23 protein-coding genes and 1 pseudogene are annotated in these 23,913 nt (G+C 56.2%); 7 read left to right on the forward strand and 17 right to left on the reverse strand.

The features are described 5' to 3' along the window. Positions 1-4: 4 nt before the first annotated feature. The 8 genes from cpdA to ACEPPP_RS01120 all read right to left on the reverse strand — a co-directional run bounded on the left by cpdA (position 5) and on the right by ACEPPP_RS01120 (position 7,489). On the reverse strand, positions 5-796 hold the full coding sequence (cpdA, locus tag ACEPPP_RS01085; protein ID WP_374089216.1) for a 3',5'-cyclic-AMP phosphodiesterase: 792 nt from the start codon (positions 794-796) through the stop codon (positions 5-7). 7 nt (positions 797-803) lie between these two features. Beyond that, the gene (gene argA, locus ACEPPP_RS01090) at positions 804-2,120 is read right to left on the reverse strand and encodes an amino-acid N-acetyltransferase (RefSeq protein ID WP_374089217.1); all 1,317 of its coding nucleotides are present in this window, start codon (positions 2,118-2,120) and stop codon (positions 804-806) included. Positions 2,121-2,142: 22 nt separating this feature from the next. After that, on the reverse strand, positions 2,143-2,433 hold the full coding sequence (locus tag ACEPPP_RS01095; RefSeq protein ID WP_374089218.1) for a type II toxin-antitoxin system RelE/ParE family toxin: 291 nt from the start codon (positions 2,431-2,433) through the stop codon (positions 2,143-2,145). After that, entirely contained in the window at positions 2,430-2,654 is a 225-nt protein-coding gene (locus ACEPPP_RS01100) for an addiction module protein (RefSeq protein WP_374089219.1), read from the reverse strand. Before ACEPPP_RS01100 ends, ACEPPP_RS01095 begins: the two co-directional genes overlap by 4 nt. A 253-nt stretch (positions 2,655-2,907) precedes the next feature. Continuing rightward, a complete protein-coding gene (gene ilvD, locus ACEPPP_RS01105; RefSeq protein WP_374089220.1) occupies positions 2,908-4,605 on the reverse strand; it encodes a dihydroxy-acid dehydratase in 1,698 nt (565 codons plus the stop codon). A gap of 84 nt (positions 4,606-4,689) precedes the next feature. Next, positions 4,690-5,364: a TIGR04211 family SH3 domain-containing protein gene (locus ACEPPP_RS01110; RefSeq protein ID WP_374089221.1), complete on the reverse strand. Its 675-nt coding sequence runs from the start codon at positions 5,362-5,364 to the stop codon at positions 4,690-4,692. A gap of 38 nt (positions 5,365-5,402) precedes the next feature. Next, a complete protein-coding gene (gene argF / locus ACEPPP_RS01115) occupies positions 5,403-6,305 on the reverse strand; it encodes an ornithine carbamoyltransferase (protein WP_374089222.1) in 903 nt (300 codons plus the stop codon). Then, positions 6,302-7,489 (reverse strand): acetylornithine transaminase, encoded by a 1,188-nt coding sequence (locus tag ACEPPP_RS01120; protein WP_374089223.1) that lies wholly within the window; start codon positions 7,487-7,489, stop codon positions 6,302-6,304. The genes argF and ACEPPP_RS01120 overlap by 4 nt, the downstream gene beginning before the upstream one ends. A gap of 173 nt (positions 7,490-7,662) precedes the next feature. Between ACEPPP_RS01120 and grxD the strand changes: the two genes are divergently transcribed. The 3 genes from grxD (at position 7,663) to ACEPPP_RS01135 (ending at position 11,324) form a co-directional block, all read left to right on the forward strand. Then, positions 7,663-7,986, forward strand: coding sequence for a Grx4 family monothiol glutaredoxin (gene grxD / locus ACEPPP_RS01125; protein ID WP_374089224.1), 324 nt, complete (start codon positions 7,663-7,665; stop codon positions 7,984-7,986). Positions 7,987-8,156: 170 nt separating this feature from the next. Further along, positions 8,157-10,052 (forward strand): cytochrome c peroxidase, encoded by a 1,896-nt coding sequence (locus tag ACEPPP_RS01130; RefSeq protein WP_374089225.1) that lies wholly within the window; start codon positions 8,157-8,159, stop codon positions 10,050-10,052. A gap of 141 nt (positions 10,053-10,193) precedes the next feature. Further along, complete coding sequence (locus tag ACEPPP_RS01135; protein ID WP_374089226.1) at positions 10,194-11,324, forward strand: SIS domain-containing protein; 1,131 nt, start codon at positions 10,194-10,196, stop codon at positions 11,322-11,324. A gap of 18 nt (positions 11,325-11,342) precedes the next feature. On the opposite strand, the gene glmM is transcribed toward ACEPPP_RS01135, so the two are convergent. After that, positions 11,343-12,719, reverse strand: a complete 1,377-nt coding sequence (gene glmM, locus ACEPPP_RS01140) for a phosphoglucosamine mutase (RefSeq protein ID WP_374089227.1) — start codon at positions 12,717-12,719, stop codon at positions 11,343-11,345. Between the two features lie 133 nt (positions 12,720-12,852). Here glmM and ACEPPP_RS01145 point away from each other — a divergent pair. Beyond that, positions 12,853-13,967, forward strand: a pseudogene (locus ACEPPP_RS01145) (IS110 family transposase). A 401-nt stretch (positions 13,968-14,368) separates the two neighbouring features. Then, entirely contained in the window at positions 14,369-15,055 is a 687-nt protein-coding gene (locus ACEPPP_RS01150) for a metallophosphoesterase (protein ID WP_374089228.1), read from the forward strand. Between the two features lie 11 nt (positions 15,056-15,066). On the opposite strand, the gene ACEPPP_RS01155 is transcribed toward ACEPPP_RS01150, so the two are convergent. Genes ACEPPP_RS01155 through ACEPPP_RS01165 form a run of 3 tightly spaced genes read right to left on the reverse strand, consistent with a single transcriptional unit; the run spans position 15,067 to position 17,177 of the window. Continuing rightward, on the reverse strand, positions 15,067-15,708 hold the full coding sequence (locus ACEPPP_RS01155) for a TIGR04282 family arsenosugar biosynthesis glycosyltransferase (RefSeq protein ID WP_374089229.1): 642 nt from the start codon (positions 15,706-15,708) through the stop codon (positions 15,067-15,069). Continuing rightward, on the reverse strand, positions 15,709-16,500 hold the full coding sequence (locus ACEPPP_RS01160; protein WP_374089230.1) for a sterol desaturase family protein: 792 nt from the start codon (positions 16,498-16,500) through the stop codon (positions 15,709-15,711). After that, positions 16,488-17,177: a TIGR04283 family arsenosugar biosynthesis glycosyltransferase gene (locus tag ACEPPP_RS01165; protein WP_374089231.1), complete on the reverse strand. Its 690-nt coding sequence runs from the start codon at positions 17,175-17,177 to the stop codon at positions 16,488-16,490. The genes ACEPPP_RS01160 and ACEPPP_RS01165 overlap by 13 nt, the downstream gene beginning before the upstream one ends. Positions 17,178-17,555: 378 nt before the next feature. Here ACEPPP_RS01165 and aqpZ point away from each other — a divergent pair, with 378 nt between their 5' ends. Next, positions 17,556-18,245: an aquaporin Z gene (gene aqpZ / locus ACEPPP_RS01170; RefSeq protein WP_374089232.1), complete on the forward strand. Its 690-nt coding sequence runs from the start codon at positions 17,556-17,558 to the stop codon at positions 18,243-18,245. A gap of 136 nt (positions 18,246-18,381) precedes the next feature. Then, positions 18,382-20,502 (forward strand): hypothetical protein, encoded by a 2,121-nt coding sequence (locus tag ACEPPP_RS01175; protein ID WP_374089233.1) that lies wholly within the window; start codon positions 18,382-18,384, stop codon positions 20,500-20,502. A 31-nt stretch (positions 20,503-20,533) separates the two neighbouring features. Here ACEPPP_RS01175 and ACEPPP_RS01180 read toward each other — a convergent pair whose 3' ends face one another. The 5 genes from ACEPPP_RS01180 to ACEPPP_RS01200 form a co-directional block, all read right to left on the reverse strand. Further along, on the reverse strand, positions 20,534-21,295 hold the full coding sequence (locus ACEPPP_RS01180; protein ID WP_374089234.1) for a transposase: 762 nt from the start codon (positions 21,293-21,295) through the stop codon (positions 20,534-20,536). Further along, positions 21,234-21,758, reverse strand: a complete 525-nt coding sequence (locus tag ACEPPP_RS01185; RefSeq protein ID WP_374088053.1) for a helix-turn-helix domain-containing protein — start codon at positions 21,756-21,758, stop codon at positions 21,234-21,236. The genes ACEPPP_RS01180 and ACEPPP_RS01185 overlap by 62 nt, the downstream gene beginning before the upstream one ends. A 245-nt stretch (positions 21,759-22,003) precedes the next feature. Next, on the reverse strand, positions 22,004-23,197 hold the full coding sequence (locus ACEPPP_RS01190; RefSeq protein WP_374089235.1) for an iron-containing alcohol dehydrogenase: 1,194 nt from the start codon (positions 23,195-23,197) through the stop codon (positions 22,004-22,006). Between the two features lie 5 nt (positions 23,198-23,202). Next, positions 23,203-23,499 (reverse strand): antibiotic biosynthesis monooxygenase, encoded by a 297-nt coding sequence (locus ACEPPP_RS01195; RefSeq protein ID WP_374089236.1) that lies wholly within the window; start codon positions 23,497-23,499, stop codon positions 23,203-23,205. Positions 23,500-23,577: 78 nt separating this feature from the next. Further along, entirely contained in the window at positions 23,578-23,874 is a 297-nt protein-coding gene (locus ACEPPP_RS01200; RefSeq protein WP_374089236.1) for an antibiotic biosynthesis monooxygenase, read from the reverse strand. Positions 23,875-23,913 lie beyond the last annotated feature (39 nt).

The following is a 23,913-nucleotide window of genomic DNA, read 5'->3' on the forward strand; positions in this document are numbered from 1 at the left end:
GGCTTCAATAGGGGCCGGCTTTCGACTGTAAACCGCTGAGCGCTTCCGGCAAGCGGTAAACGGCGGTTTTTAGGCCACCGTCCCGTTGCAGGCGTATCATCCGGTAGCCGGGCGCGGTATCGACTACGCTGAATCCCATGCTTCCCGGCTCGAACTGAAAGCAGGTCGAGGGTGCGCTGAAGAGGCGTATCGCATCAACCTGCTTATCCATCACCTGGTGTATATGGCCGCAGGTGACCGCCTTGACCCTTGGGTAGCGGCGCAGCACGGCAAGAAATTCCTCACTGTTTTTTATCATCATCGCATCGAGCCAGGGGCTGGCGATCGTTTGACAATGATGGTGCACCGCAATCAGCGCATGCCGATCCGGATAAGTGCGCAAACACGCTTCCAGAAAGTCCAATTCCTGTTTTTCCAGTCGGCCGCCGGGTTTGCCGGGTATTTGGCTGTTCAACGCGATGATCTGCCAGTTGCCGATGAATGTCTGTTTGTTGCAGCTGATCTGATCCACATTCAAAGCGCTCTGCATCTGCGCGAGGTCATCATGATTGCCCGGCAGACAGATGCAGGGAATACCGTAAGTTTGCAGTTTTTGGGCGATGCGCTGATAACTGGCGATCGTCGGATGTTGCGCCAGGTCGCCGGTAGCCAGGATCAAATCGATTTTTGGATTGGCCGCGAAGGCATGGTCAAGAACCTTGTGAAAATAATATTCCGTATCGACGCCGAGCATCGTCTCGCCAAGGAGAGGGAGAACATGCAAGTCGGAAATTTGCAGGATCGAATACTCAGGCATCAGGGCTTCAGTCGACCGTCTTGAAGAGAATTTTGGAGTTCCGCTGCGGATTATAAAGACGCTTCAGCGAATCCGGCAGGCTGTGCAAATCCGTCGGGGTGAATCCCCGTTCGATAAACCAGTGCATCGTTTGCGTCGACAAGGCATAGATCTTTTGCAGCCCGGAACGCTTCGCCTTAGCATAAGAATATTCCATCAGCCGGTTCCCCCTGGAAGCGCCCTGATAATCGGCATGCACGGCCAGGCAGGCGATCACGCCGCTTTGGCTCAGTTCATCCCGATGCAATGCGGTGCAGCCGATAATCAAGCCGTCGCGTTCGATAATGATGTAGTCGGCGATTTCCATCTCGATTTTTTCGCGCGAACGTTTGGCCAGAATGCCTTGCTGTTCGAGCGGCTTGATCAGTTCCAGGATGCCGCCGATGTCGTTCAACGTCGCCTGCCGCAATTCTTCGAACGGCGTCGCGCTGATCAGCGTGCCGACGCCGTTGCGGGTAAACAATTCGAGCAATAAAGCGCCGTCGGTCGTGCGGTCGATCAGATGCACCCGGCTGACGCCCGCGTTCGATGATTGAATAGCGGCTTTCAACGGCAGGCTGGCGATAATCGGAAGGTCTGGGTGCTGCTGCAAAAACGCGCCGGCTTCGAGCGTCGTCATCTGCTGGATCTGCTTGCCGCTGCCTGGGTCCTGAAAACCTTGCTCGGTCAGCAGAATCAGTTTCTCGGCCTTCAACGCGATCGCAACCTGGGTGGCGACCTGTTCGGCGGACAGATTGAAAACCTCGCCGCTCGGCGAATAGCCGATCGGCGAGATCAGCACGACAGCATCCTGATCGAGCTGCTGCGCGATCGCCGCGCCATCGATGCGCCGCACTTCGCCGGTATGGCCATAGTCGACCCCATCGATCACGCCGATCGGTTTGGCGGTCACGAAATTGCCGGAGGCGACCCGGAGGCCGTAACCCGCCATCGGCGTATTCGCCAGGCCCAGCGACAGCAGCGCCTCGATCTCGACCCGCGCGGTGCCAGCCGCCTCCTTCACGCATTGCAAAGCCAGATCGCTGGTGATCCGAAGGTTATTGTGAAACAGGGAAGGGGCGTCCAGTTTTTTCAGGCGTTCGTCGATCTGTGGGCGAATGCCGTGCACCAGCACCAGACGAATGCCGAGGCTCTTCAGCAACGCAAAGTCGTGCACCAGATGATCGAAGTCCGGGTCCAGCAGCGCCTCGCCGCCGAAATTGATCACGAAGGTTTTGTTGCGATGCGCGTGGATGTAGGGCGATGAATCTCTGAACCAGTTGACGAAGGATTGGTTGGGTAACATGAAGGGTCGGGTTTATTGATAGTTACTTTCGTGATTGCCAATAATTGGGTTCTTTTCTCAAGTGCATCACGGCGATTATTTCAATTCGTTCGGGTCGCGTGCGAAAAATAATCGCATAGGGAAAATGCAATAGCCGACATTTCCTGATGTTGACATCTATTTTTCGATACAACAATGGATTACGGCATGCTCTGCTAATGGCATCTTCCACGGCTTCAATAAATCGTTTTTCCAGCCCCGCTTGCTGTTGTTTATAAAATATGACAGTTTGTTCCAATTCCGTTCGAGCTTGAGGATGGAAGAAAAACTTCATAAATAACGTTGTTTGAGATCGGCCATAAATTGCTCGCCGTCAACAAGTAGCGACGGATTGGAATCTATTTCTCGACAGCGTTTTTGTATTTCTTGCTGCCAGGCTTCCGAAACCAGAAAATCTTCTTCATAATCCAAGCTTTCCAGCAAGATTTCGGCAATGTAGGCTCTCGCTGCCGGCGCAAGTTTTAGCGCTTGCTCGGTAATTGTTTCGATATTCATAAATGACCTCCATTCTTTTGAGGTTATTTGGATATTTTGTAGATTGGGTTAGCGATAGCTTAACCCAGCATTCGCGGCCTAGATGTGCTGGGTTACGGATGTCGCCTAATAGTATCTACGGCCCTTGTTTAACAAAGTGAGTCCGATTACGCTAATCGGAGCTACGCGGGCTGAGGTACGTAGCCCAATAGAAATATGATGTTGGGCAACGATAAAGCCGTTGCCCAACCTCAAGATGGAGCGTACCTTATACTCAGTCCAAATTATCCGTCACCGCGCCTTTCGATGCCGAGCTGACCAATTTCGCATATTTCGCCAACACGCCACGGGTGTAACGCGGCGCCGGCTGCTTCCATTTGTCGAAACGGCGAGCGATTTCGTGTTCATTCACATGCAGCGTCAACTCATTGGTTTCCGCGTCGATCGTGATTTGATCACCATTTTGCACGATCGCCAGCGCGCCGCCGGTATAGGCTTCCGGGGTGATGTGGCCGACCACGAAGCCGTGGGTGCCGCCGGAGAAACGGCCGTCGGTGATCAGGGCGACGTCCTTGCCGAGCCCCTTGCCCATTACCGCCGAAGTCGGCGACAGCATTTCGCGCATGCCCGGGCCGCCTTTCGGACCTTCATAGCGGATCACGATCACGTCGCCCTTGACGATGTCTCCGTTCAGAATCGCCTGCAAGGCCTGTTCCTCGGCGTCGAAGACTTTCGCCTTGCCGGTGAATACCAGGCCTTCCTTGCCGGTGATTTTCGCGACCGCGCCTTCGGGGGCGAGGTTGCCGTACAAGACGACCAAGTGGCTGTCTTTTTTGATCGGCTGATCCAGAGGGCGAATCATGTCCTGACCTTCGGGGTATGGCTTCACGTCAGCCAGATTTTCGGCCAGCGTCTTGCCGGTCACGGTCAGACAGTCGCCGTGCAAGAGGCCGCGGTCCAAGAGTTCCTTCATCAACGGCTGAATGCCGCCGATTTCGATCAGTTCGGCCATTGAGTAGTGGCCGCTCGGTTTCAGGTCGGCGACCATCGGCACGTGCTTGCCGATGCGGGTGAAATCGTCCAGGCTCAGGTCGACGCCGGTCGCATTCGCCATCGCCAGAAGATGCAGGACCGCATTGGTCGAGCCGCCGAGCGCGATGACGACCGTGATCGCGTTTTCGAACGCGGCCTTGGTCATGATGTCGCGCGGCTTGATGTCTTTTTTCAGCAATTCCAATACCGCCGCGCCCGCGCGTTCGCAGTCGAGACGTTTGTCATCGGAAACCGCCGCCTGCGCGGAACTGTTCGGCAGGCTCATGCCCAACGCTTCGATCGCGGAGGCCATCGTGTTCGCGGTGTACATGCCGCCGCAGGAGCCGGCGCCCGGAATCGCTTTCGCCTCGATTTCGGCCAGTTCCGCGTCGTCGATCTTGTTGTTCGCGCGCGCGCCGACCGCTTCGAAGACCGACACGACGTCGAGCTTCTTGTCTTTGTGGCAGCCCGGCAGAATCGTGCCGCCATAGACGAAGATGGCAGGACGATTCAATCGCGACAAGGCGATCATGCAGCCGGGCATGTTCTTGTCGCAGCCGCCGATCGCGACGATGCCGTCGAAGCCCTGGCAACCGGTCACCGTTTCGATCGAATCGGCGATCACTTCGCGCGACACCAGCGAATATTTCATGCCTTCGGTGCCCATCGAGATGCCGTCGGAAATCGTGATCGTGTTGAAGATCACCGCCTTGCCATTGGCTTGATTGACGCCGCGCGCCGCATCGTCGGCCAGCCTGTTGATGTGCATGTTGCAGGGCGTCACCATGCTCCAGGTCGAGGCGATGCCGATTTGCGGCTTATGGAAGTCTTCGTTGGTGAAGCCGACCGCGTGCAGCATCGCGCGGCTCGGCGCGCGCTCCATGCCATCGACGACCAGGGATGAAAAATGACGGGTTTTATCGCTGCCGGAATTGGCCATGTATCAGTTCCAGGAAAAATGTTGAAAAAAACTTGGAAGAAAAGGCAGCGCTTTTTTTTAGAGCAAGCGCCGGTTTGATGATTATTAAAAGGTATCCCAATTGCTCGACTTGCGCCGCCAGCTCAGTTTCGGCAGGATGAAGCCCAACAGCATGCCGACGGCGGCGACCATGCCACCATAGAGGAACCAGTCCTGTTCGCTGCGGTCCTTCAGCGCCGCGTTTTCACGCTCCAGTTGCTTGACTTCCTTTTCGATCTGCACATAACGTTCCTGATAGTCGTCCCGTTCTGTCTTGATGCGGATCGCTTCGGTCGAGGTTTTTTTGAGATCGCTGAGTTCGCGCGCCAGCTGGTCGCGTTCCTTGGTCAAGGATTGTTCGAGAGTGGAGCCGGGCGTCAGAAACTGTTTCAGTTTGATCAGTTCGAGTTTCAGCGCCGCATTTTCGGCTTTTAGCGTGGTGCTTTCCTTGGTGGCCGTTTCCAGTTGCGTCCGGCTTGGCGGTTCTTTCATCGTGTTGTGGGTCAGGATATAACCCTCGGTGCCGTCTTGCAGGCGAACACGGGTATAGCCGCTTTTCTTACTGATCTCGAGCACGGTCAACGGTGTGCCCGTCTCCAGCGAGCGTACCACGGCGCCTTTGTTGCTTTCCTCGCTACGCAGCGCGATGATGTGAGTGTCGGTCACATAGACTGTCTTGCTGGGCTCTGCCGCGTGGACGGCGCCGATGACCAGCAAGGAAGAGAGGAATAGACGTTTCACGATGGCATCTCTTGGGTAGGTGTGTCGCAATTTTAACGTTATTTTCCGCAGATGAGAAATTCCAACAAAGCTTTTTGCGCATGCAGGCGGTTTTCGGCTTCTTCGAAAATGACGCTTTGCGGTCCATCGATCACCTCGGCCGCGACTTCCTCGCCGCGGTGCGCGGGCAAGCAGTGCATGAACAGCGCATCGGGCTTCGCGGCGCGCATCATTTCGGCCGTGATCTGATAGTCCTTGAACGCCACTTCGCGCAATTTTTGTTCTTCTTCCTGCCCCATGCTGGCCCAGACGTCTGTGACCAACAGGTCGGCATCACGGGCCGCATCGATCGGCGCCGCGAAAAACTGCACATGATCGCCGGCCGCTTGGACGATGGCCTGATCTGGCAGGTAGCCGTCCGGGCAGGCGATATGCAGACGAAAGTCGAGCAGCATCGCGGCATGGATGTAGGAATGGCACATGTTGTTGCCATCGCCGATCCAGGCGACCGTTTTGCCCTTGATGTCGCCGCGCTTTTCGAAATAGGTCTGCATGTCGGCCAGCAATTGGCAGGGATGCTGCTCATCGGTCAGGCCGTTGATCACCGGCACCCGGGAGTTCAACGCGAAGGTCGTCACCATCTCGTGACTGTGGGTGCGAAGCATCACGCAGTCGACCATGCTGGAGATGACGCGGGCGCTGTCTTCGATCGGCTCGCCGCGGCCCAGTTGCGTATCCCTTGGCGACAAAAACATAGAACTGCCGCCGAATTGCGCCATGCCGGCCTCGAACGATACCCGCGTACGGGTCGACGATTTTTCGAAAATCATCGCGAGCACCTTGCCCTGCATCGGGCGATAATCGGAGGCGCGATTTTTTTTGAGTTCGATCGCCCGATTGATCAGTTTCCGGAACTCATAGCCGGTAATGTCGAGCAAGCTGATGAAATGTCTGACTTTCATAGTGTTACATCTTGTGCAGTGTAGTCTTTGATAAGACCGGATAAGGTGGCGGTGAGCAGTTCGATCTGCGCATCGTCGAAGATCAATGGCGGCAGCAGGCGAATCGTTTTTTCGTTGGTCACATTGATCAACAAGCCCTGCTTAAGGGCCATTGAGACCAGTTCGCCGCAAGGCCGATCCAGTTCGATGCCGATCATCATGCCTTTGTGGCGAATGTCGACGATGCCGGGAACGTCGCTCAGGCCTTCGCTCAACGCTGCATGGATCGCGCGGCCTTGCTTCTCAGCCTTTGCGATCAGGTTTTCCTGCTCCAGTGTTTCCAAGACGGCCAGGGCCGCGCTGCAGGCAAGCAGGTTGCCGCCGAAGGTCGAGCCGTGGTTGCCCGCGGTCAATACCTCTGCGGCCTTGCCGCGCGCGAGACAGGCACCGATCGGCACGCCGTTGCCCAGGGCTTTCGCGAGCGTGACCACATCGGGCAGGATGCCATTGTGCTGGAAGGCGAGAAATTTGCCGGTGCGGCCGACGCCGGTCTGGATTTCATCGAGCATCATCAAAAGATTATGCTGGTCGCAAATGGCGCGTATCCGGTTCAGATAATCGGCCGCCGGCACATTCACGCCGCCTTCGCCCTGCACCGGTTCGACCAGGATCGCGACCACGCCGTCATTATCGACCAGGGCCCGTTCGATCGCCGCGACATCGTTATAAGGCACGCGGATGAAACCTTCGACCAAGGGCTCGAAACCTTGTTGGACTTTCGGATTGCCGGTCGCACTCAAGGTAGCCAAGGTGCGTCCGTGGAAACTTTTTTCCATCACGATGATCCGAGGAACATCGATGCCCAGACTGTGGCCGTATTTGCGCGCGATCTTGATCGCGGCTTCGTTCGCTTCGGCGCCGGAATTGCAAAAAAACACGTTGTCCATGCCGCTCAATTCGGCGAGCTTGGAGGCCAGAGTTTCCTGCACCGCGATGCCGTAAACGTTCGATGTGTGCAAGAGGGTCTCACTCTGTTTACAGATCGCGCGGTGTACGGCCGGGTGCGCATGACCCAGGCTGCAAACCGCGATGCCGGACAAGGCGTCCAGATAGCGCTTGCCGTCGGTGTCCCATAACCACGCGCCGTCGCCGCGCGCGAAGGTCACCGGTAAGCGCCCATAAGTTGGCATGATGTGACTGCTCATTTCATTCGCCTGTAAACGAGAAAAACCGGCGCTGATCGCGGCCGGCAGAAAAAAAAGGCTCGATTATAAATTTCTATTGACTATCAGGCAAGTAGCGGCTTAAAGATTTGCTTTTTTAATACGCATAATCTTGCTAGAATCAGACCGTTTTCTTTATTTTGAGTGTTATCAACATGAGTGTGATTGAAAGAATCAAATCCCAGCTGGAATCCAATCCCGTAGTCCTGTACATGAAAGGCTCGCCCGATTTTCCGCAATGCGGATTTTCCGGCCAAGCCGTGCAAATTCTGGACGCCTGCGGCGCCAAATATGCTTATGTGAATATTTTTGAAGATCCCGAACTGCGGGAGGCGTTGAAAAGCTATTCGAATTGGCCGACCTATCCGCAGCTTTATATCGCGGGCGAACTGGTCGGCGGCTGCGACATCATGACCGACTTATATCAAAAGGGCGAACTGGCTAAAATGCTCGACGCCGTCGCTTCCGTTGCTGAATAAGTTTCAGGCTTTATTCATTCCCAGCAAAGTCCCGGCGGTTCGGCAGAATCTGACCGGGGCTCTGTTCCCGCCTTTTTACCGGCGTCATCTTCAACCCGTTTCCGTCTGAGTTGACCAAGCCGGCGTCGGGTCACGAATCCGCCGTGCTGAGTGTTTGTAAAGGAAAGTGCATGAAATTCGGGGCAAGCAGAATACAGGGCTTATTTGTCTTCCTGCTGTTGGTGGTGGTTGCCGATCTGCATGCGGCTGATCAGCCGCCGCTTGCGCCGGGTTATGGCAATCTGCAATTCGCTTTGCCGGAGCCCGGCACTTACCAATTGCCGCCCTTGGGCGAGGCCGCCGACGGCAACGTGCTGGACAGCCACGGCAAGGCGATCAAATTGCATGATCTGCTGGGCGACAAGATCGTGTTGCTCAGCTTCGTTTATTCGACCTGCAACGATGTGAACGGCTGTCCGCTGGCGACCGCCGTGCTGCATAAGATCAAACAACGTTTAGCCAAAGAAACGGACATCGCGGCCAAGCTGCGGCTGATCACGCTCAGCTTCAATCCCGAACACGACACGCCGGAAATGATGGCGAAATACGGCGAGTCATTGCAAGCGCCGGGCATCGAATGGCATTTTTTGACCACGCGCTCCGAAGCCGACCTCAAGCCTATCCTGGACGGCTACCGGCATACGGTGCAGAAGGTTTATGACGCCGAAGGCAAAAGCACCGGCACGTTTACGCACGTGCTGAGGGTTTATTTGATCGATACGAATAAACGCATCCGTAATATTTACAGCGTCTCTTTTTTGCACGCGGATACGCTGGTCAATGACATCCGAACCCTGCTGACCGCCGAACCGAAGAGGGCTGTGCAGCAGGCAGCGGCCGGCAAGCCGGCATTGTACCAAGCGGGCGATGACAAATCGCATTATGAAAGCGGCGATTACGAGACCCATTCGACCGCGATGAAGGAGCGTCAGGGCAAGGCAATCGATCTTCTGGCGCTCGCCCGGAAGCCGATGTTAGGCTTGCCGCGCGTGCCGGTCCCGGGTGACAATCCGTTGACCGCCGCCAAAATCAGCCTGGGCCGAAAACTGTTCTATGACCGCCGACTGTCGCTGAACAAGACCTTTTCCTGCGCGATGTGCCATATACCCGAGCAGGGTTTCACCAGCAACGAGATGGCGACGGCGGTCGGCGTCGAGGGGCGCAGCGTCCGGCGCAATTCTCCGACGCTTTATAATGTCGCTTACATGCGAACCTTATTCCACGATGGCCGCGAAACGACGCTCGAACAGCAGGTCTGGGGGCCCTTGTTGGCACACAACGAGATGGCGAATCCGTCGATCGGTTATGTGCTCGATACCCTGGCGCAAAGCCCCGACTACAAAGGTCTGTTTCGAAAAGCCTTCGGCAAAGGGGCGAGCATGGAGACGGTCGGCAACGCGATCGCCAGCTACGAACGCACCTTGAATTCGGCCGCTTCGCCCTTCGATCGCTGGTATTACGGCCAGGACAAAAAAGCGCTGGATGAACAGGCGCAGCAGGGCTTTAAATTATTTACCGGCAAGGCGCACTGTTCCGAGTGTCATACGCTTACCTCCAAGTTTGCCTTATTCACCGACAACGCTTTTCATAATACCGGCATCGGTTATAGCGGAGCGATGCAAGGCGCGAACGAAAAGCGCCGGGTGCAGATTGCGCCTGGCCAGTTTGTCGAGCTTGACCGCGAGGTAGTGGCGACGGTTTCGGAAACGAAGAGTAACGATCTTGGCCGCTACGAAGTCACCCAAAATCCCCAAGACCGCTGGAAATATAAAACGCCGTCGCTGCGCAACAGTAGTCTGACCTCGCCTTACATGCATGACGGCAGCCTGCAAACACTCGAGGAGGTCGTGCAATTTTATAATCGGGGCGGCCAGCCGAATGAAAATTTGGACCCCTTGATCAAGCCATTGCAGTTGAGCAGCGATGAGGTTTCGGCGTTGGTCGCATTTTTACAGAGCCTGACCGGATCCAATGTTCCCGATCTGGTCGGCGATGCCTATGCCGCACCGATCGGCGATACGCACTAAAGGAAGCCTGTCCCCCGGCTATTGGTATTTCTACCAATAGCCGGCATTCCGTCCCGGCACTAGAATTAATCCATTAGAATATCAATAGATTAATTGTTAGAGAGCATTCGAAAGACCATGGGCACTCGCGTATCCAAAAAAATGATGACTTCGTTTGAAAGCATTGGCGCTACCGGCGCCATCCTGATGGTCAATGCTTTCGATCCGCAGATCCCTACCAGTAAAATCTTTCTTGAAGCGATACAAAAAAACAACCTGCCGCACGTCGTGCTCGGCAACAAAATGGATCTGGTCAATCCCGACGAGTTCAGTCAACTCGAAGCCGAACTGGGCTGCAAGGTCATGCCAATGTCACTGTTGACCCGGCAGAATACCGATCATCTGAGCGAGTCGCTGAAAAAGACCTTTCCGGAGCAGGCGAGGATCTCGGTGCTGGGGATTTTCAACACCGGAAAAACCAGCTTGATCGCGCATTTGACCGGCAAGGCGCTGAAGATTTCGAATATGCCGGGAACCACCCTGGAATTTGAAGAGCATGACTGGGGTAACCGGGTATTGATCGACTCGGTCGGTCAATTGATCGATGTAAACAGGCCGTTCATGGTCGGTTACGATTTCACCGGGCTCGATCAACCCGATCTGATGTTCGAACATGCCTTGCGCCAGGAGGCCGAAGGCATTCTGTCGTCAATCCGTTCGGCCAAGGCAGGCTTCCTATCCGCGCTGGAACTGCTCGCCGATTGCATTGCCCAGGGCGGCAAGATTGTGATTACCGGAGCCGGCGCGTCGGCGCTGGTGGCAGAAGAGATTGCGGGCCAATTTTACGAGACCGGCATCACCTGTTTGCCGGTCACCAATGCGATGAGTCAGGCCAATCCGGTTTCATTCGCCAAGGGTGTGGCCGAGGAGGAGGGCGGATTGGCGCGCTATGTAGTCAGCATGGCCTCGCCGAATGACGTAGTGATCGGCGTTTCCGCCTCGGGCGGGACCGGTTTTGTCTATGAAGCCTTGCGCCTTGCAAGGATCAAGGGGGCTAAAACGATTGCGCTGACCGAAAACAAGGATACGCCGCTCGGCGCCAATGCGGACGTGATCATCAAAAGCAGCGCCAAACCGGAAGGCCCTTCGAGCACGAGGGTACAGACCGCTCACTTGTGCATAGGCCATACCCTGGTGTGTACGCTGGCAGCGATGCGCGGCTTGACCGGCGAGGAGTCGGTCAATTTCATGATGCCGGAACATATTGCCACCAAGAAAATGGGCATCAAATAACTGACGATAGGTCTTTTATCAGCCGAGTGCCTTTTTCAACAGCTCGGCGATTTCTTCGGCGAACTGACAGATTTGCGTCTTATCATTGCCTTCCACCAGAACACGCAGCAGCGGTTCTGTTCCCGAAAATCTGACCAAAGTCCGGCCTTTCCCATTCAATTGGGTTTCAATGCGCTTTATCAGTTCCGAATACCCCGGGATTTGGTCGAGACTGCTTTTCTTGCCGACCTTCACGTTGATGTGTTGCTGCGGAATGTCCGTGATGACTCGATTCAGTTCACTGACATTCATGCCGGTTTCCAGCATGACCGCCAGCACGTTCAATGCGGCGATACAGCCGTCGCCGGTGGTTGAATGGTCAAGATGGATCACATGACCGGACTGCTCGCCGCCCAATGAGGCGTTCAGGCGGCGCATTTCGTCGACGACGTTTTTATCCCCAACATCGACTCTGACCACATCGATGCCGTTTTCACGCAGGGTTTTTTCCAAACCGTAGTTGCTCATGTGCGTGACGACCAAGGTGTTATTGCGCAGCGTGCCTTTTTTCTTCATGTTCAGCGCGCAAACTCCCATGATATGGTCGCCGTTCATCACATTGCCGGTTTCGTCGACCATCACGACCCGATCGGCGTCGCCGTCCAGGCTGATCCCCACGTCGGCGCGATACTTTAACACCGCATCGGCAATCACGTCGGGGTGCAAAGCGCCGCATTCGCCGTTGATGTTGATGCCATTGGGCGTGTTGCCGATGTGGATCACTTCCGCGCCAAGCTCGGAAAATACCGCGGGCGCGATTTTATAGGCCGCGCCGTTGGCGGTATCGAGTACGATGCGCAAGCCGTCGAGCGTATATTGATGGGGTAGGGTGTTTTTGACATAGACGATATAGCGTCCCTGGGCGTCGTCGATGCGCCAGCTTCTGCCGATATGTTCGAGCTGCGCGAGATGGGGTTCAAAATCGTCTGCGCCGACCAGTCGTTCGATGGCTTCCTCCATCGCGTCCGGAATTTTGTAACCATCAGGCCCGAAAATTTTGATGCCGTTATCGTAGAAAGGATTATGGCTCGCCGAAATGACGATGCCGACCGCGGCGCGCATATTGCGGGTGATAAAACTGACGCCGGGCGTCGGCAATGGGCCGACCAATTGCACCTGGATACCGGTGGCCAAGAGTCCCGAGGTCAGGGCCATTTCGAGCATATAACCGGATAGGCGGGTATCCTTGCCGATCACCACTTTGGGTGTGGAGTGGGGCGGCGCCTGACTTTTTAAAATGATGCCAATCGCCTGGCCGATCTTGACCACGAGGTCGGGCTGCATCGGAAATTGGTTGGCCTTGCCGCGTATGCCATCGGTGCCGAATAATTTGATTTTTTGCGCTGTCGTCGACATGGTTTGATACCGATGTGGTTATCCGATAATCATTATAGACATCATGTATTGACCTACCACACCTCAAGCGCACGGGTTAAGCTTGGGGTTTCATAAAACCATCGGCTCAGAGCCGAAATTGAGGGGGTAGGTCATGAAGAAGTTTAACAAATATGTAGGATTGGATGTACACAAGGAAACGATCGCGGTAGCGGTGGCGGAAGCCGAAGGGGGTGAAGTTCGTTATCACGGCGAGATAGCCAACACGCCGGCCGCACTAGACAAACTGATCAAGCAGCTCAGAAAAGGCGATGCGGCGCTATCGTTTTGCTACGAAGCGGGGCCTTGTGGTTACGGCATCCATCGGCAATTGACGGAGCAAGGTTGGGATTGCCAAGTGGTGGCGCCGTCGCTGATACCGAAGAAGGCCGGCGACCGGGTCAAAACCGACCGCCGCGATAGTTTGATGCTGGCCCGGTTGCATCGAGCCGGCGAGTTGACGGCGGTGTGGGTGCCGGATACAGCCCAGGAAGCGTTGCGTGATTTGACGCGGGCCCGGGAAGACCTGAAGCATCTGCAACGGCAAGCCAAACAGCGTTTGCTGGCGTTTCTGCTGCGGCACGGCCAGCGCTATGCTGGCCAAAGCCGCTGGACGCAAGCGCATTATCGCTGGCTGGAAACGGTGAAACTGGCGCATCCGGTACAGCAGATCGTGTTTCAGGAATACATCGATACGGTCAAGACCCTGAACAAACGGGTCGATACGCTTGACCAACAGATCGCCAGCACGGCAGCCGAATCGGTATTCTGGCCGGTGATTCAGGGCTTGATGGCCTTGCGCGGGGTGAATCTGTTGACCGCGACCACCCTCGTGGCCGAAATCGGCGACTTGAAGCGTTTCGCCAGCGCGCCACAACTGATGGCGTATTTGGGCGTGGTGCCGAGCGAATATTCCAGCGGCGGCAGCAAATCGCGCGGCGGCATCACCAAGACCGGCAATGGTCATGTGCGGCGGGTGCTGGTGGAAGCGGCCTGGTGTTATCGCTTCCCGGCCCGCAAGACGGCGGTCTTGCAGCGCCGGCCGAGAAAGCCTCGGACGCGGTGCAAGATATCGCCTGGAAAGCGCAAACCCGCTTGTGTGGGCGTTACCGGCTGTTGGCGGCGCGGGGTAAGTTGAAGGTGCAGGTCTGTACCGCTATCGCCCGTGAGCTGGCAGGGTTTATCTGGGCGATTGGGCAAACGCTAGCGCCGGCAACGGCCCGCGCGTAAGGAGTACTCGCCATGATGCAGTGTGTCGGTAGCAGAAGGGGCAACGGTGGGAGAATCCTCGGTAATCCTAGGAGGCGCCCGGCAACGGGATGACCCTCGAACTTAGAGCGAGGCAGCTCCCCGACGAATCGGTTGTCATGCGGTAACCAACCCGCGCATATCAGACTGATCAACCGTCGGCAAACCGCCCGTTCTGCTACCCACACACTGGATGATGCATTTGAAAAATTGTTTTTAGATATTGACAGGTCAATACATATCAGGATTTATTTTGGATATTGAATTGGCATTTGATCGCCGCGACCGCAAGTCGTTCGATTGCAGTATATAGTTTACGAGACCCGTTTAATGGTACTATTTGACGATTTCCACTACCGGTACAGACAACTCGATCCGACCTTATGAACTCCAATCACCGAATCCTATTTGCCGGCGATCCGCATGGAAATTTTGAGCCGCTGATCAAGGCCGTGCGTAAATGCCGTCCGGAAGCGGTCGTACTGCTCGGTGACTATGATTTGGAGCGGCCTTTGGAATGTTATCTGGAGCCGATCATCGGCCTGACCGAGATTTGGTGGATTGCCGGCAATCATGACTTCCAGTCGCCCGGAAAATACCACAATCTGTTTCACTCCTCGCTGGCCGATAACAGCCTGCATCTTCGCGTCCAGGAAATCGCGGGAGTCCGTATCGCCGGACTCGGCGGCATTTTTTTAGGCAGAGTCTGGTATCCGCCCGGGAGGCCGAAGTGGATCAACAAGCGCCATTTCCTGAACAGCCAGAAACCCGGACCGCGCGACGATAGCCTGTCCTTAAAGTACCAGTCGGCAATCTGGCATGATGAGTTTGAGGCGTTGAAAGGCCTGAAAGCCGACATTCTGGTTACCCATGAAGCGCCTTCTTCGCACCGCTTCGGCTTTGCCGCGATCGGCGATTTGGCGGCGGCGATGGGCGCCAGAAACATTTTTCATGGCCATCTGCACGAAAATTATTCGAACACGATTCGGAGGCATATCCGCGTCGTCGGCGTCGCCGATCAGACCGTGTCCGATTTGGCGGGCAATTTGGTCGATGTCGACGATGAGTGATCGCAGGCGGCTTAGTCCTCGGAGGCATTGATCAGCTTTCGGTAACGCGCGAAATCTTCCGCGGTATCGACATCCCATTGCGGCTTCAACTCGACATGCCGCTCCCCGAGCGCCGCCAGCCGCGCCCTCGTAACTTCCATTACGGCCGAGGTTCCCCACGGCATCGCCGCAAACAATTCCGGCTGCGGCCGGTTTAGCCCGACCAACACATAACCGCCGTCTTCCGCGGGGGAGAAGACGGCATCAGCGGCCTTATCCAATGCGTTAATCGCCGCTTCAAGGTCATCCTCCGTCAGGGAGGGGCAATCACTGCCGATCAACACCGCGCAGCGATACCGGCAAAGCGCGCGGATTAGGGCATAATGCATGCGTTCGCCCAAGTCCCGTCCTTGTTGTTCACACAGGCGCACGCCGTAAGTGCGTGCCGCTTCGGCAAAAAACGGATGCTCAAGCGTTGGGGCGCACCAGAGTTCAACCGGGCAGAGACGATTCTTTGTCGCCAGGCGCAAGATGCGCCGGCTCAGCTCCAGATGCGCGGCCAAGGCTTCTTCCGCGTTCAATTCGGACATCAGCCGGGTCTTGACCTGACCGAGCAGAGGAGTTTTGCAAAAAATCAGCAAAACGGCATGCGGGTATTGATAGTCGATAGCCATTCAGTCTCGGTGTAAGGTCTTGAAGGGCAGCCGCAACAGGCGGAGAAAGCCCAGTTCTTCCGGCTTCCGGTAAGCGGCCAGACCGATGGACATGCTGATCTGAGGTTCTTTCGGGTCGGCGACATAGGTGCCGCACAGCCGGTCCCAGAGTGAAATCGAAAAACCGTAATTGCTGTCCATTTCAGCGCGCCGGGTCGAGTGATGAATCCGGTGCATGTCCGGCGTGATGATCAGCCAGCGCAGTTTTTGATCGAGCGTGGGCTGGATCGCGACATTGCTGTGATTGAAGGTCGCCGCGCCGTTCAGGATGATCTCGAAGGCGATCACCGCCAATGGATCGGCGCCGATCAGCAGAATCCAAAACACCTTGTAAAGCATCGACAACACGATTTCGAAGGGATGAAAACGCACCGCGGTCGTCGCATCGAATTCGAGATCGGTGTGATGCACCTGATGCAGGCGCCACAGCAGCGGCCATTTGTGCATCAGAATATGCTGGGCGTAGATCGCGAAATCCAGCAGCAACAGGGTGGCGGCAATCGCCAGCCAAGAGGGCAAGGGGGCCAGAGCCAACAAACCCCAGCCCTGCGTTTGCGCATGGACCGCGGCAAGATATCCCAAGCCGCCGAGGCTCGCGCGCATCAGGATCATATTCAGCGCGGCCAGGCCCAGATTGATCGGCCAACGCTGCGCGCGAGGCAGTTTCAATACGCGCCGAGGACGCCAGAATTCCCAGCCTATCATCAGCAAAAAAATACCGACGGCGGCGGATAAACGGATTAGGGTTTCCAAAATTGACCTCTTTGATAAAGTTCCGCCAATTCGGCCGGGTCGGCGCCGAAAAAATAGCGCAGACGCAATGACCACATCAGCAAAATCGTTCTGAGGACGCCGAATGTCTCCCAGCGCCGGCCCGAACTGGTGGCCTTCGCGCGCAGACAGAGCGGCGGGCCGATGGCTTTGAGCAATTGGGATAAGGCGATGTCTTCCATCAAGGAGATCTCGGGATAGCCGCCCACGCCGAAAAAAGCCTGCCTGCTCACAAAAATGACCTGATCGCCCGTCGCGATGCCGGTCAGGCGCGAGCGCCAGTTCATCATGCAGGCGATGACCTTCAGCGACACCGGCCGGCCGCGCAGGCGGATATCGAAACGCCCCCATTGCCCTCCGCGCGCGAGTCGTTGTTCGATCAGCAGCAAGGCATTATCCGGTAAAACCGTATCGGCATGCAAAAACAGCAAGATGTCGCCCTTCGCGAGCCGAGCACCGGCGTTCATCTGCACGGCGCGGCCCTTAGGCGTTCGGACGAGCCGGTCGGCCAGACCTTCCGCGATCGCCACCGTCGCATCGCGGCTGCCGCCGTCGGCGACGATGATTTCGGCCCGATGCCGCAAGGGCTGCAACGCCTCCAGGCAAGAGGGCAGCGTTAGCGCTTCATTCAGTACCGGGATGATGATCGAAAAATGCATAAGGTCTCGGGCTCTAAACAATGAGGGTTTACTATTCTCAAAGCGATAGCGCGGCGAGTCAATTTTTATCATTCCCGACTTAACAGCGAAAGTCAGGAAAGCAATTGACAGTTTCCTGAGGCCTGTCTATATTGCCTCGTCATTGTTGAAAAATAAAGGCGAGGTAATTGATTTTATTTCATTAACCGTTCGCAGGGAATTCGCGGTTGCCTAGAGCTTGAAGCCCTGAAATTGTCCGTTATTCATTTGTTCTTATTTTGTTTGTGCTTGTCCGCTATGGGTCTTTGGGTTCGTTACGGTTAGGAAACAAAGTAAAGGTAGGCGCACATCCGTGCCGTCCGACCTTATTTTCTTAACATACGTTGCAGGAGAAGGAACATGAAACAAATTGGCGCTGAGTTTTTTGGTACTTTTTGGCTGGTTCTCGGCGGATGTGGCAGCGCGGTATTAGCGGCCGCATTTCCGAATGTGGGCATCGGTTTGCTGGGGGTAGCATTCGCGTTCGGACTCACGGTGTTGACCATGGCTTACGCGATCGGCCATATTTCCGGTTGCCATCTGAATCCGGCCGTGTCGATCGGCTTGTGGGCGGGCGGACGCTTTCCGGCGAACCAACTGTTGCCTTATATTCTGGCTCAGGTAGCGGGCGGACTGGTCGGCGGCGGCATCCTGTATCTGATCGCGAGCGGCAAAGCCGGCTTCGATCCCACTGCCGGATTTGCGGCGAATGGCTACGGCGAACATTCGCCGGGTGGTTATTCGTTATTGGCGGCCTTAGTGACCGAAGTCGTCATGACGATGATGTTTTTACTGATTATCCTGGGCGCGACCGACCGCCGCGCGCCACTAGGGTTTGCGCCTATCGCGATCGGTTTGGGGCTGACGCTGATCCATTTGATCAGCATACCGGTCACCAACACATCCGTTAACCCGGCCAGAAGCCTCGGCGTTGCGGTTTATGCCGGAGACTGGGCATTGGGACAGCTTTGGCTGTTCTGGGTCGCGCCGATCTCGGGTGCGCTTCTGGGCGCTTTCATTTATCGATTGATCGCCGAGGGGGAGGATTGAAGCCTTAAACTTGCCCGCTTTAGCAATCCGTTTTACATCAGGGATGCTTCTCTAAGTCGCCTTGGCGAGAGGACGATTTGAGAAGCTCCCATACTCAATAATAACTATAAGATCATCTTTTATGTACGGGGAAAGTATGACAAATGAGCGATCCGCAACCCATTTTGCGCAAGTTCAACAGGATGAGTTGAACGTCATCAACAATCAACGACTGAACCGGGGTGATAATCGGCAGGGCGATGAGGCCAAGAAAATCACCGGTATTGCGATCAGCGGCGGGGGCATCCGTTCCGCTTCGTTTGCTCTGGGGGTCTTGCAGGGCTTGAACAAATCTAACGTCCTGCGCCATGTGGATTATTTATCGACCGTCTCCGGCGGCGGCTATATCGGTTCGTCGCTGACCTGGTTCAATTACTTGAACAAACGCAGCGGTTCGTCCTGGAGCTTTCCCTTCGCTTCCGAAAACGATCCTGGGCAGGACGCCGCCCATTCACCCTTGAATTACCTGCGGCAACACGGCAATTATCTGTTGCCGGACGGGCTGTCGTCCTTGTCATTGTTGGGTGTCCTCTTGCGTAACATGACGCTTGCGGCCTCGGTGTATTTGGCGGTCATCGTCAGCCTCTTTTTCCTCTGCTTCAAACTTCAACTGTTTCAGCCTATGCCCTGGATGCTGCCGTATTTGAGCCATTGGCAGCCGGCATCGCTGTTCGCGCAAGCCGCGCTGTCCATGGTGCTGCTCTTCGGTGTCACCAGCTTTATGTACGCCTGGATGACCTGGCGCAAATTGGGCACCGAGGAACGCGGGTACCGAGGTCGCTTCTGGTTTCAGCGCGCCCAGGGCAAGTTCATTTTCCTAGCGTTTGCCTTCGGCTTGTTGGCCTTGTTGCCGATCATCGATAAATTTATCGATGACCAATTGGCTGGAATGGCATACATGTCAACTTCAGTACCGGCGCTGTTCGGCGTGATCGGGTCGATCTTCGAGTTTTTCCAACAGAAAAAAGGCACGGAAGCCGGCAAAGGCCCGATGACCGAAATCCGGATTCTGCTCACTGCGCTGCTGTTGATCATCGGCATCCTAGCGATCGGCTATCAGATTGCTCAGGATTGGGGGCTGTCCGATAAGCAATGGCTTTACGGGGTGGTCATCCTCGGTGTCGTGTTGAGCGGATGGTTCGTCAATCTGAACCTGTTCGGCATCGGCCGAATGGACCGTGACCGGCTGATGGAAGCCTTCATGCCGAATCCTGCGGCAGTTGGCAACAACCACTGGGAACTGGCGACCCAGGCCGATGTGGCTTTCTTTTCAGATGTCTCGGGTCCGGATCAGTGGGGACCCTATCACATCATCAATGCGAATACGGTGTTGGTCGATTCGAACAACCCCAAATACCGAGGCCGCGCCGGCGACAATTTCATCATGTCGCATCTGTATTGCGGCGGCGACGCGATCGGATTTTATCCGATGTCCCGCCTGTCCGGCGGCGAGATGACGCTGGCGACGGCGGTTTCGATCTCGGGCGCGGCGCTGAATCCGAATGCGGCAAACTCCGGACAGGGCGCCACCCGCAACCGGCTGGTGGCGTTTCTGCTGGCGTTTTGGAATATCCGCCTCGGTTTTTGGGTCCAGAATCCCGCGGTGACCGGCTGGCGAAAAGTCTTGTCGGACATGAACAAGCGCCCGAACTTCTTTTATCCCGGCTTTTTTCAAGGGCTTTTGGGACAGGACCTCAGAGAAAACGTCGGCTATCTGGAACTGACCGACGGCGGCCACTTCGACAATACCGGGCTGTATGAATTGATACGGCGACGCGTCGATACGATCTATTTTTCCTCTGCCGGCGCCGACCCCAAGTTTACCCTCGACGATATCGGCAGCGTGTTGGTGCGCATCAACGTCGATTTCGGCGTCACGGTCACATTCAATGACGAACTGGAGGGGCTGATGCCGGGATCGGATGGGGAAAGCGTTTATGCCAAACGTTTCGGTTTTTCGAGAATGGGCTACGACAAAGGCACGATCCATTACCCGGCCCACGGGGGCGAACCCGCCAAACAGGGCACGCTGTATATCGTCAGGGCGACCCTGGTCAAGGATTTGCCGGCACAGATCTACAGCTATCGCGCCCAGCATGAAGAGTTTCCGAACCAGTCCACGAACGACCAGTTTTTCGATGAGACCCAGGTCGAGGCGTACCGGGAATTGGGGCTCCGGTTGACGGCGCAGATGTGCAACGCGCTGTCGCTTCCCTAGTACAACGCACCGGAAATTCTCCGAATAATTTTTAAACCACCAGAGGCCTTCCGGTATAAGTCCAGCGAAAAGGCTTAGCGAGGGTTTCATTGAAGAAATCGATAAACTGAAAAATACGTCCTTTCAAATCTGCTCTCGAGGTGAAGCTTGCCCGTTTGAGCAAGCGACGGGATAGAATGCCAAACCAAATCTCGATCTGATTCAGCCACGAGCAATGCTTGGGCGTATAAACAAAGCGAATGCGATGGCTTTCGTCCTGCAAAAAAGCCGCGCGGGAGTTCATATCCCGTAGTACTCCGCGTTCCCCTTTCACGCCCAAGTCCTCGTCAATTCCGCAGGCTTTGGCGATCCATTCCACCAGCGTCGCGGATTTATGGGTGTTCAACTGATCGGCCACAAACAGCCATTGCCCCTGAGGGTCTGTGGCGACGGTTTGCTGCACGTGGGCGACAAAGTCAGCTTCTGTTTGTGTGTCCTGAACAGTGGGCGCAATGACCTTGCCTGTTGCCACCTCGAAGTTGGCAATCAGGGCTTGGGTGCCGTGGCGCCGGTATTCGTACTCGATCCGTTCCGGCTGTCCGGGTTGCATGGGCTGTGCGGGGTGAATGCGCTCCAGGGCCTGAATGCCGGTTTTTTCATCGATGCTGATCACGTGAATGCCTTGCGCATGCAGCGCCGGGGCTTGCCGATACAGGTCGCATACCGCTTCGACGTTGACCTGGAAGGTGGCTTCATCGTCGATGGTGGGATTCAGCCAATAGCGCGTTCGATGCGGCTTTAGCTGACCCTGCATTTAAAAAACGACCAATACTGGTCGCTGAGATACGGTCGACAATGCCTTGCTTAACGGCTTCCCGTGCCAAATCTTTGCGCGTCCAATGCGTCAAGGGTGAAGGCGGCGTTTCACAAGCCAACGCCAGCAGTTGGCAGACCTGTTCGGCGCTGAAGGTCTGTGGTGCACCCGGACGTTCCGCATCCGCCAGAATCGTCTCGATCTGCCGGCGTAAACGTTCGGGATCATCTTCGCAGGCAGCCAGCGCCTCTTGGGCCGACAGCCAACGACGACGCCACAAACCGACCGTCTCTTCCTTGATGTTCAGACCCTGCGCGCTGGCCTTGTTGCGACGGCCGGCTCCCGCATTTAAGACGATGCGCGCCCGCTGCACTAAACTGTGCGGCAGTTGCCGACTTCGAACAATGGCTTCCAGCGTCGATTGTTGGGCTTGCGTCAAAATAAGCGGAGTGAGTGGGCGCATCGCTTCCTTGCGGGATGATTTTCGGGCTTGCTATTATCCTTCATTTTTTAGGTTTGTAGTACTAGTCAGGCATTTGTAGGTTCCCAACGCCTAAAGACTGTGAAAGAATTCGGAAAATGCACGACTAATCTTTTTAATCTTCAAGTCATTGTTTTTGCAAAGGTGCGGAGTGAAAAAACATGTTTTTTCACTCCAATCCATGAATACTTTCGCAGTCTCCCTATGTTGGGGACCTCGATCTTTCTCTAAAGCCGCTCGACCAAAACTTCCTCGATTTCCGCATCGGTCAGCACGATCGGATTGGTCAGCATGCTGCTGCCGCGGCTGTTCGCGACGATCAGCGGGAAATCCTCCGCGCCGATGCCGTAGCGATGAAGGCGCGGCAGTTGCAGTCTATCGCTCCATTCGGCCAGCAGTGCGATCAACGCCGCACGGGCTTCCGCGTCGTCTATTTCGTTCCGCCCGGTCAACAGCCGCCCGACTTCCGCATACTTGGCCAAGGCCGGATGATTCGGTTCGCGCGCCTGCATCGCCTCGATGTTGACTGCTGTCGCCGCGGCGACCAGGGTGCCGCAGACCACTCCGTGCGGGATCGGAAAATAAGCGCCCAAGGGCGATGCCAGCCCGTGTACCGATCCCAGCCCTACCTGCGCCAGCGTGATGCCGGAGAGCAGGGCCGCATAAGCCATCGCGGCTCGGCCATCACCGGCCTCCGGCTCGATGCCCTCCCAGGCCGCGAAAAAGCCTGCCTTGAAGGCCGTCATTCCGCTCCAGGCCAGGGCGTCGGTGAACGGGTTGGCTTTGATCGAAACATAGGATTCCAGCAGTTGCGTGAACGCATCCATGCCGTCGGCCGCGATCAGTTCGCGCGGGCAACTCGCGAGCAGGTCGGGATCGATCACCGCGTATTCGGGGATCAGACACTCGTCGCGGAACGACTTCTTGAAGCCTTCAGGCCCCTGGACGCTCAGCACCGAGTTTTTGGTCGCCTCGCTGCCGGTTCCCGCGGTCGTCGGCACCGCGATGAAGGGCGTGCTCGGGCCGCGGTAGGGGACATTCTTGCCGACGCCTTCCAGATGATCCATCACCGAATTGCCGTGCGGCAGGAGCCCTGCGACCGCCTTGGCCGCATCGAGCACGCTGCCGCCGCCGATCGCGATCACCACATCGACGCCCTCACCGCGAAAGCGGCTCACCGCGGCATCGACCCCCATCGGAGACGGCTCGCCAGAAACGGTAAAGTGCAGCCAGCGCAGGCCCTTCGCCTCCAGCGCCCCAGTAAAAACCTGCCAGCGCGGCGTCGCGCAGAATGACTGTTTGCCGGTCACCAGCAAGGCGGTGCGGCCATAGGCTGCCGCCAGCGCCGGAACCTCGTTGATACGGCCCCTGCCATAGTTGATGCGTGGCAGGCGCGAGATTGAGAAAGGAGAAAACTGCATACGATTTACCCCTTCGGAAACAGGCCTTCGTAACGTATGCCTTGACGCGGTGCGGCCATCCAGTCCGCGACCCTGTCGCGCCAGGCCAAATAATGCGCGGTTTCTTTGTGCAGGGCCGCATCCTCGGCGGATGTATAGGCTTCGTACAGGATAAACTGAGCGGAATTCTCGGGCGATTGCAGCACATCGAAACGGCGGTTGCCAGCCTCCTGAATGGAAGCTTCGTGGTTCAGCCGGGTGGCGGTAATAAAATCGTCGATGTGCTCGGGTTTGACTTGAACGTGGACCAGGGTAACGTGCATGATTTTTGCCTAAACAACAGTGGATAGGTCATCATTATACTGCACGCGGTCGGTTCGATCGGGCCGAATTTACGGCATTTACCCCTTCGGAAACAGGCCTTCGTAACGTATGCCTTGACGCGGTGCGGCCATCCAGTCCGCGACCCTGTCGCGCCAGGCCAAATAATGCGCGGTTTCTTTGTGCAGGGCCGCATCCTCGGCGGATGTATAGGCTTCGTACAGGATAAACTGAGCGGAATTCTCGGGCGATTGCAGCACATCGAAACGGCGGTTGCCAGCCTCCTGAATGGAAGCTTCGTGGTTCAGCCGGGTGGCGGTAATAAAATCGTCGATGTGCTCGGGTTTGACTTGAACGTGGACCAGGGTAACGTGCATGATTTTTGCCTAAACAACAGTGGATAGGTCATCATTATA

It is taken from the genome of Methylomicrobium lacus, from assembly GCF_041897535.1.
Lineage (GTDB): Bacteria > Pseudomonadota > Gammaproteobacteria > Methylococcales > Methylomonadaceae > Methylomicrobium > Methylomicrobium lacus_A.

What these genes read in the sequence shown, in the direction of transcription:
- cpdA (WP_374089216.1), bottom strand. Translation starts at nt 796, where the DNA reads ATGCCTGAGTATTCGATCCTGCAAATTTCCGACTTGCATGTTCTCCCT.
- argA (WP_374089217.1), bottom strand. Translation starts at nt 2,120, where the DNA reads ATGTTACCCAACCAATCCTTCGTCAACTGGTTCAGAGATTCATCGCCC.
- ACEPPP_RS01095 (WP_374089218.1), bottom strand. Translation starts at nt 2,433, where the DNA reads ATGAAGTTTTTCTTCCATCCTCAAGCTCGAACGGAATTGGAACAAACT.
- ACEPPP_RS01100 (WP_374089219.1), bottom strand. Translation starts at nt 2,654, where the DNA reads ATGAATATCGAAACAATTACCGAGCAAGCGCTAAAACTTGCGCCGGCA.
- ilvD (WP_374089220.1), bottom strand. Translation starts at nt 4,605, where the DNA reads ATGGCCAATTCCGGCAGCGATAAAACCCGTCATTTTTCATCCCTGGTC.
- argF (WP_374089222.1), bottom strand. Translation starts at nt 6,305, where the DNA reads ATGAAAGTCAGACATTTCATCAGCTTGCTCGACATTACCGGCTATGAG.
- ACEPPP_RS01120 (WP_374089223.1), bottom strand. Translation starts at nt 7,489, where the DNA reads ATGAGCAGTCACATCATGCCAACTTATGGGCGCTTACCGGTGACCTTC.
- grxD (WP_374089224.1), top strand. Translation starts at nt 7,663, where the DNA reads ATGAGTGTGATTGAAAGAATCAAATCCCAGCTGGAATCCAATCCCGTA.
- ACEPPP_RS01130 (WP_374089225.1), top strand. Translation starts at nt 8,157, where the DNA reads ATGAAATTCGGGGCAAGCAGAATACAGGGCTTATTTGTCTTCCTGCTG.
- ACEPPP_RS01135 (WP_374089226.1), top strand. Translation starts at nt 10,194, where the DNA reads ATGATGACTTCGTTTGAAAGCATTGGCGCTACCGGCGCCATCCTGATG.
- glmM (WP_374089227.1), bottom strand. Translation starts at nt 12,719, where the DNA reads ATGTCGACGACAGCGCAAAAAATCAAATTATTCGGCACCGATGGCATA.
- ACEPPP_RS01150 (WP_374089228.1), top strand. Translation starts at nt 14,369, where the DNA reads ATGAACTCCAATCACCGAATCCTATTTGCCGGCGATCCGCATGGAAAT.
- ACEPPP_RS01155 (WP_374089229.1), bottom strand. Translation starts at nt 15,708, where the DNA reads ATGGCTATCGACTATCAATACCCGCATGCCGTTTTGCTGATTTTTTGC.
- ACEPPP_RS01165 (WP_374089231.1), bottom strand. Translation starts at nt 17,177, where the DNA reads ATGCATTTTTCGATCATCATCCCGGTACTGAATGAAGCGCTAACGCTG.
- aqpZ (WP_374089232.1), top strand. Translation starts at nt 17,556, where the DNA reads ATGAAACAAATTGGCGCTGAGTTTTTTGGTACTTTTTGGCTGGTTCTC.
- ACEPPP_RS01175 (WP_374089233.1), top strand. Translation starts at nt 18,382, where the DNA reads ATGACAAATGAGCGATCCGCAACCCATTTTGCGCAAGTTCAACAGGAT.
- ACEPPP_RS01180 (WP_374089234.1), bottom strand. Translation starts at nt 21,295, where the DNA reads ATGCAGGGTCAGCTAAAGCCGCATCGAACGCGCTATTGGCTGAATCCC.
- ACEPPP_RS01185 (WP_374088053.1), bottom strand. Translation starts at nt 21,758, where the DNA reads ATGCGCCCACTCACTCCGCTTATTTTGACGCAAGCCCAACAATCGACG.
- ACEPPP_RS01190 (WP_374089235.1), bottom strand. Translation starts at nt 23,197, where the DNA reads ATGCAGTTTTCTCCTTTCTCAATCTCGCGCCTGCCACGCATCAACTAT.
- ACEPPP_RS01195 (WP_374089236.1), bottom strand. Translation starts at nt 23,499, where the DNA reads ATGCACGTTACCCTGGTCCACGTTCAAGTCAAACCCGAGCACATCGAC.
- ACEPPP_RS01200 (WP_374089236.1), bottom strand. Translation starts at nt 23,874, where the DNA reads ATGCACGTTACCCTGGTCCACGTTCAAGTCAAACCCGAGCACATCGAC.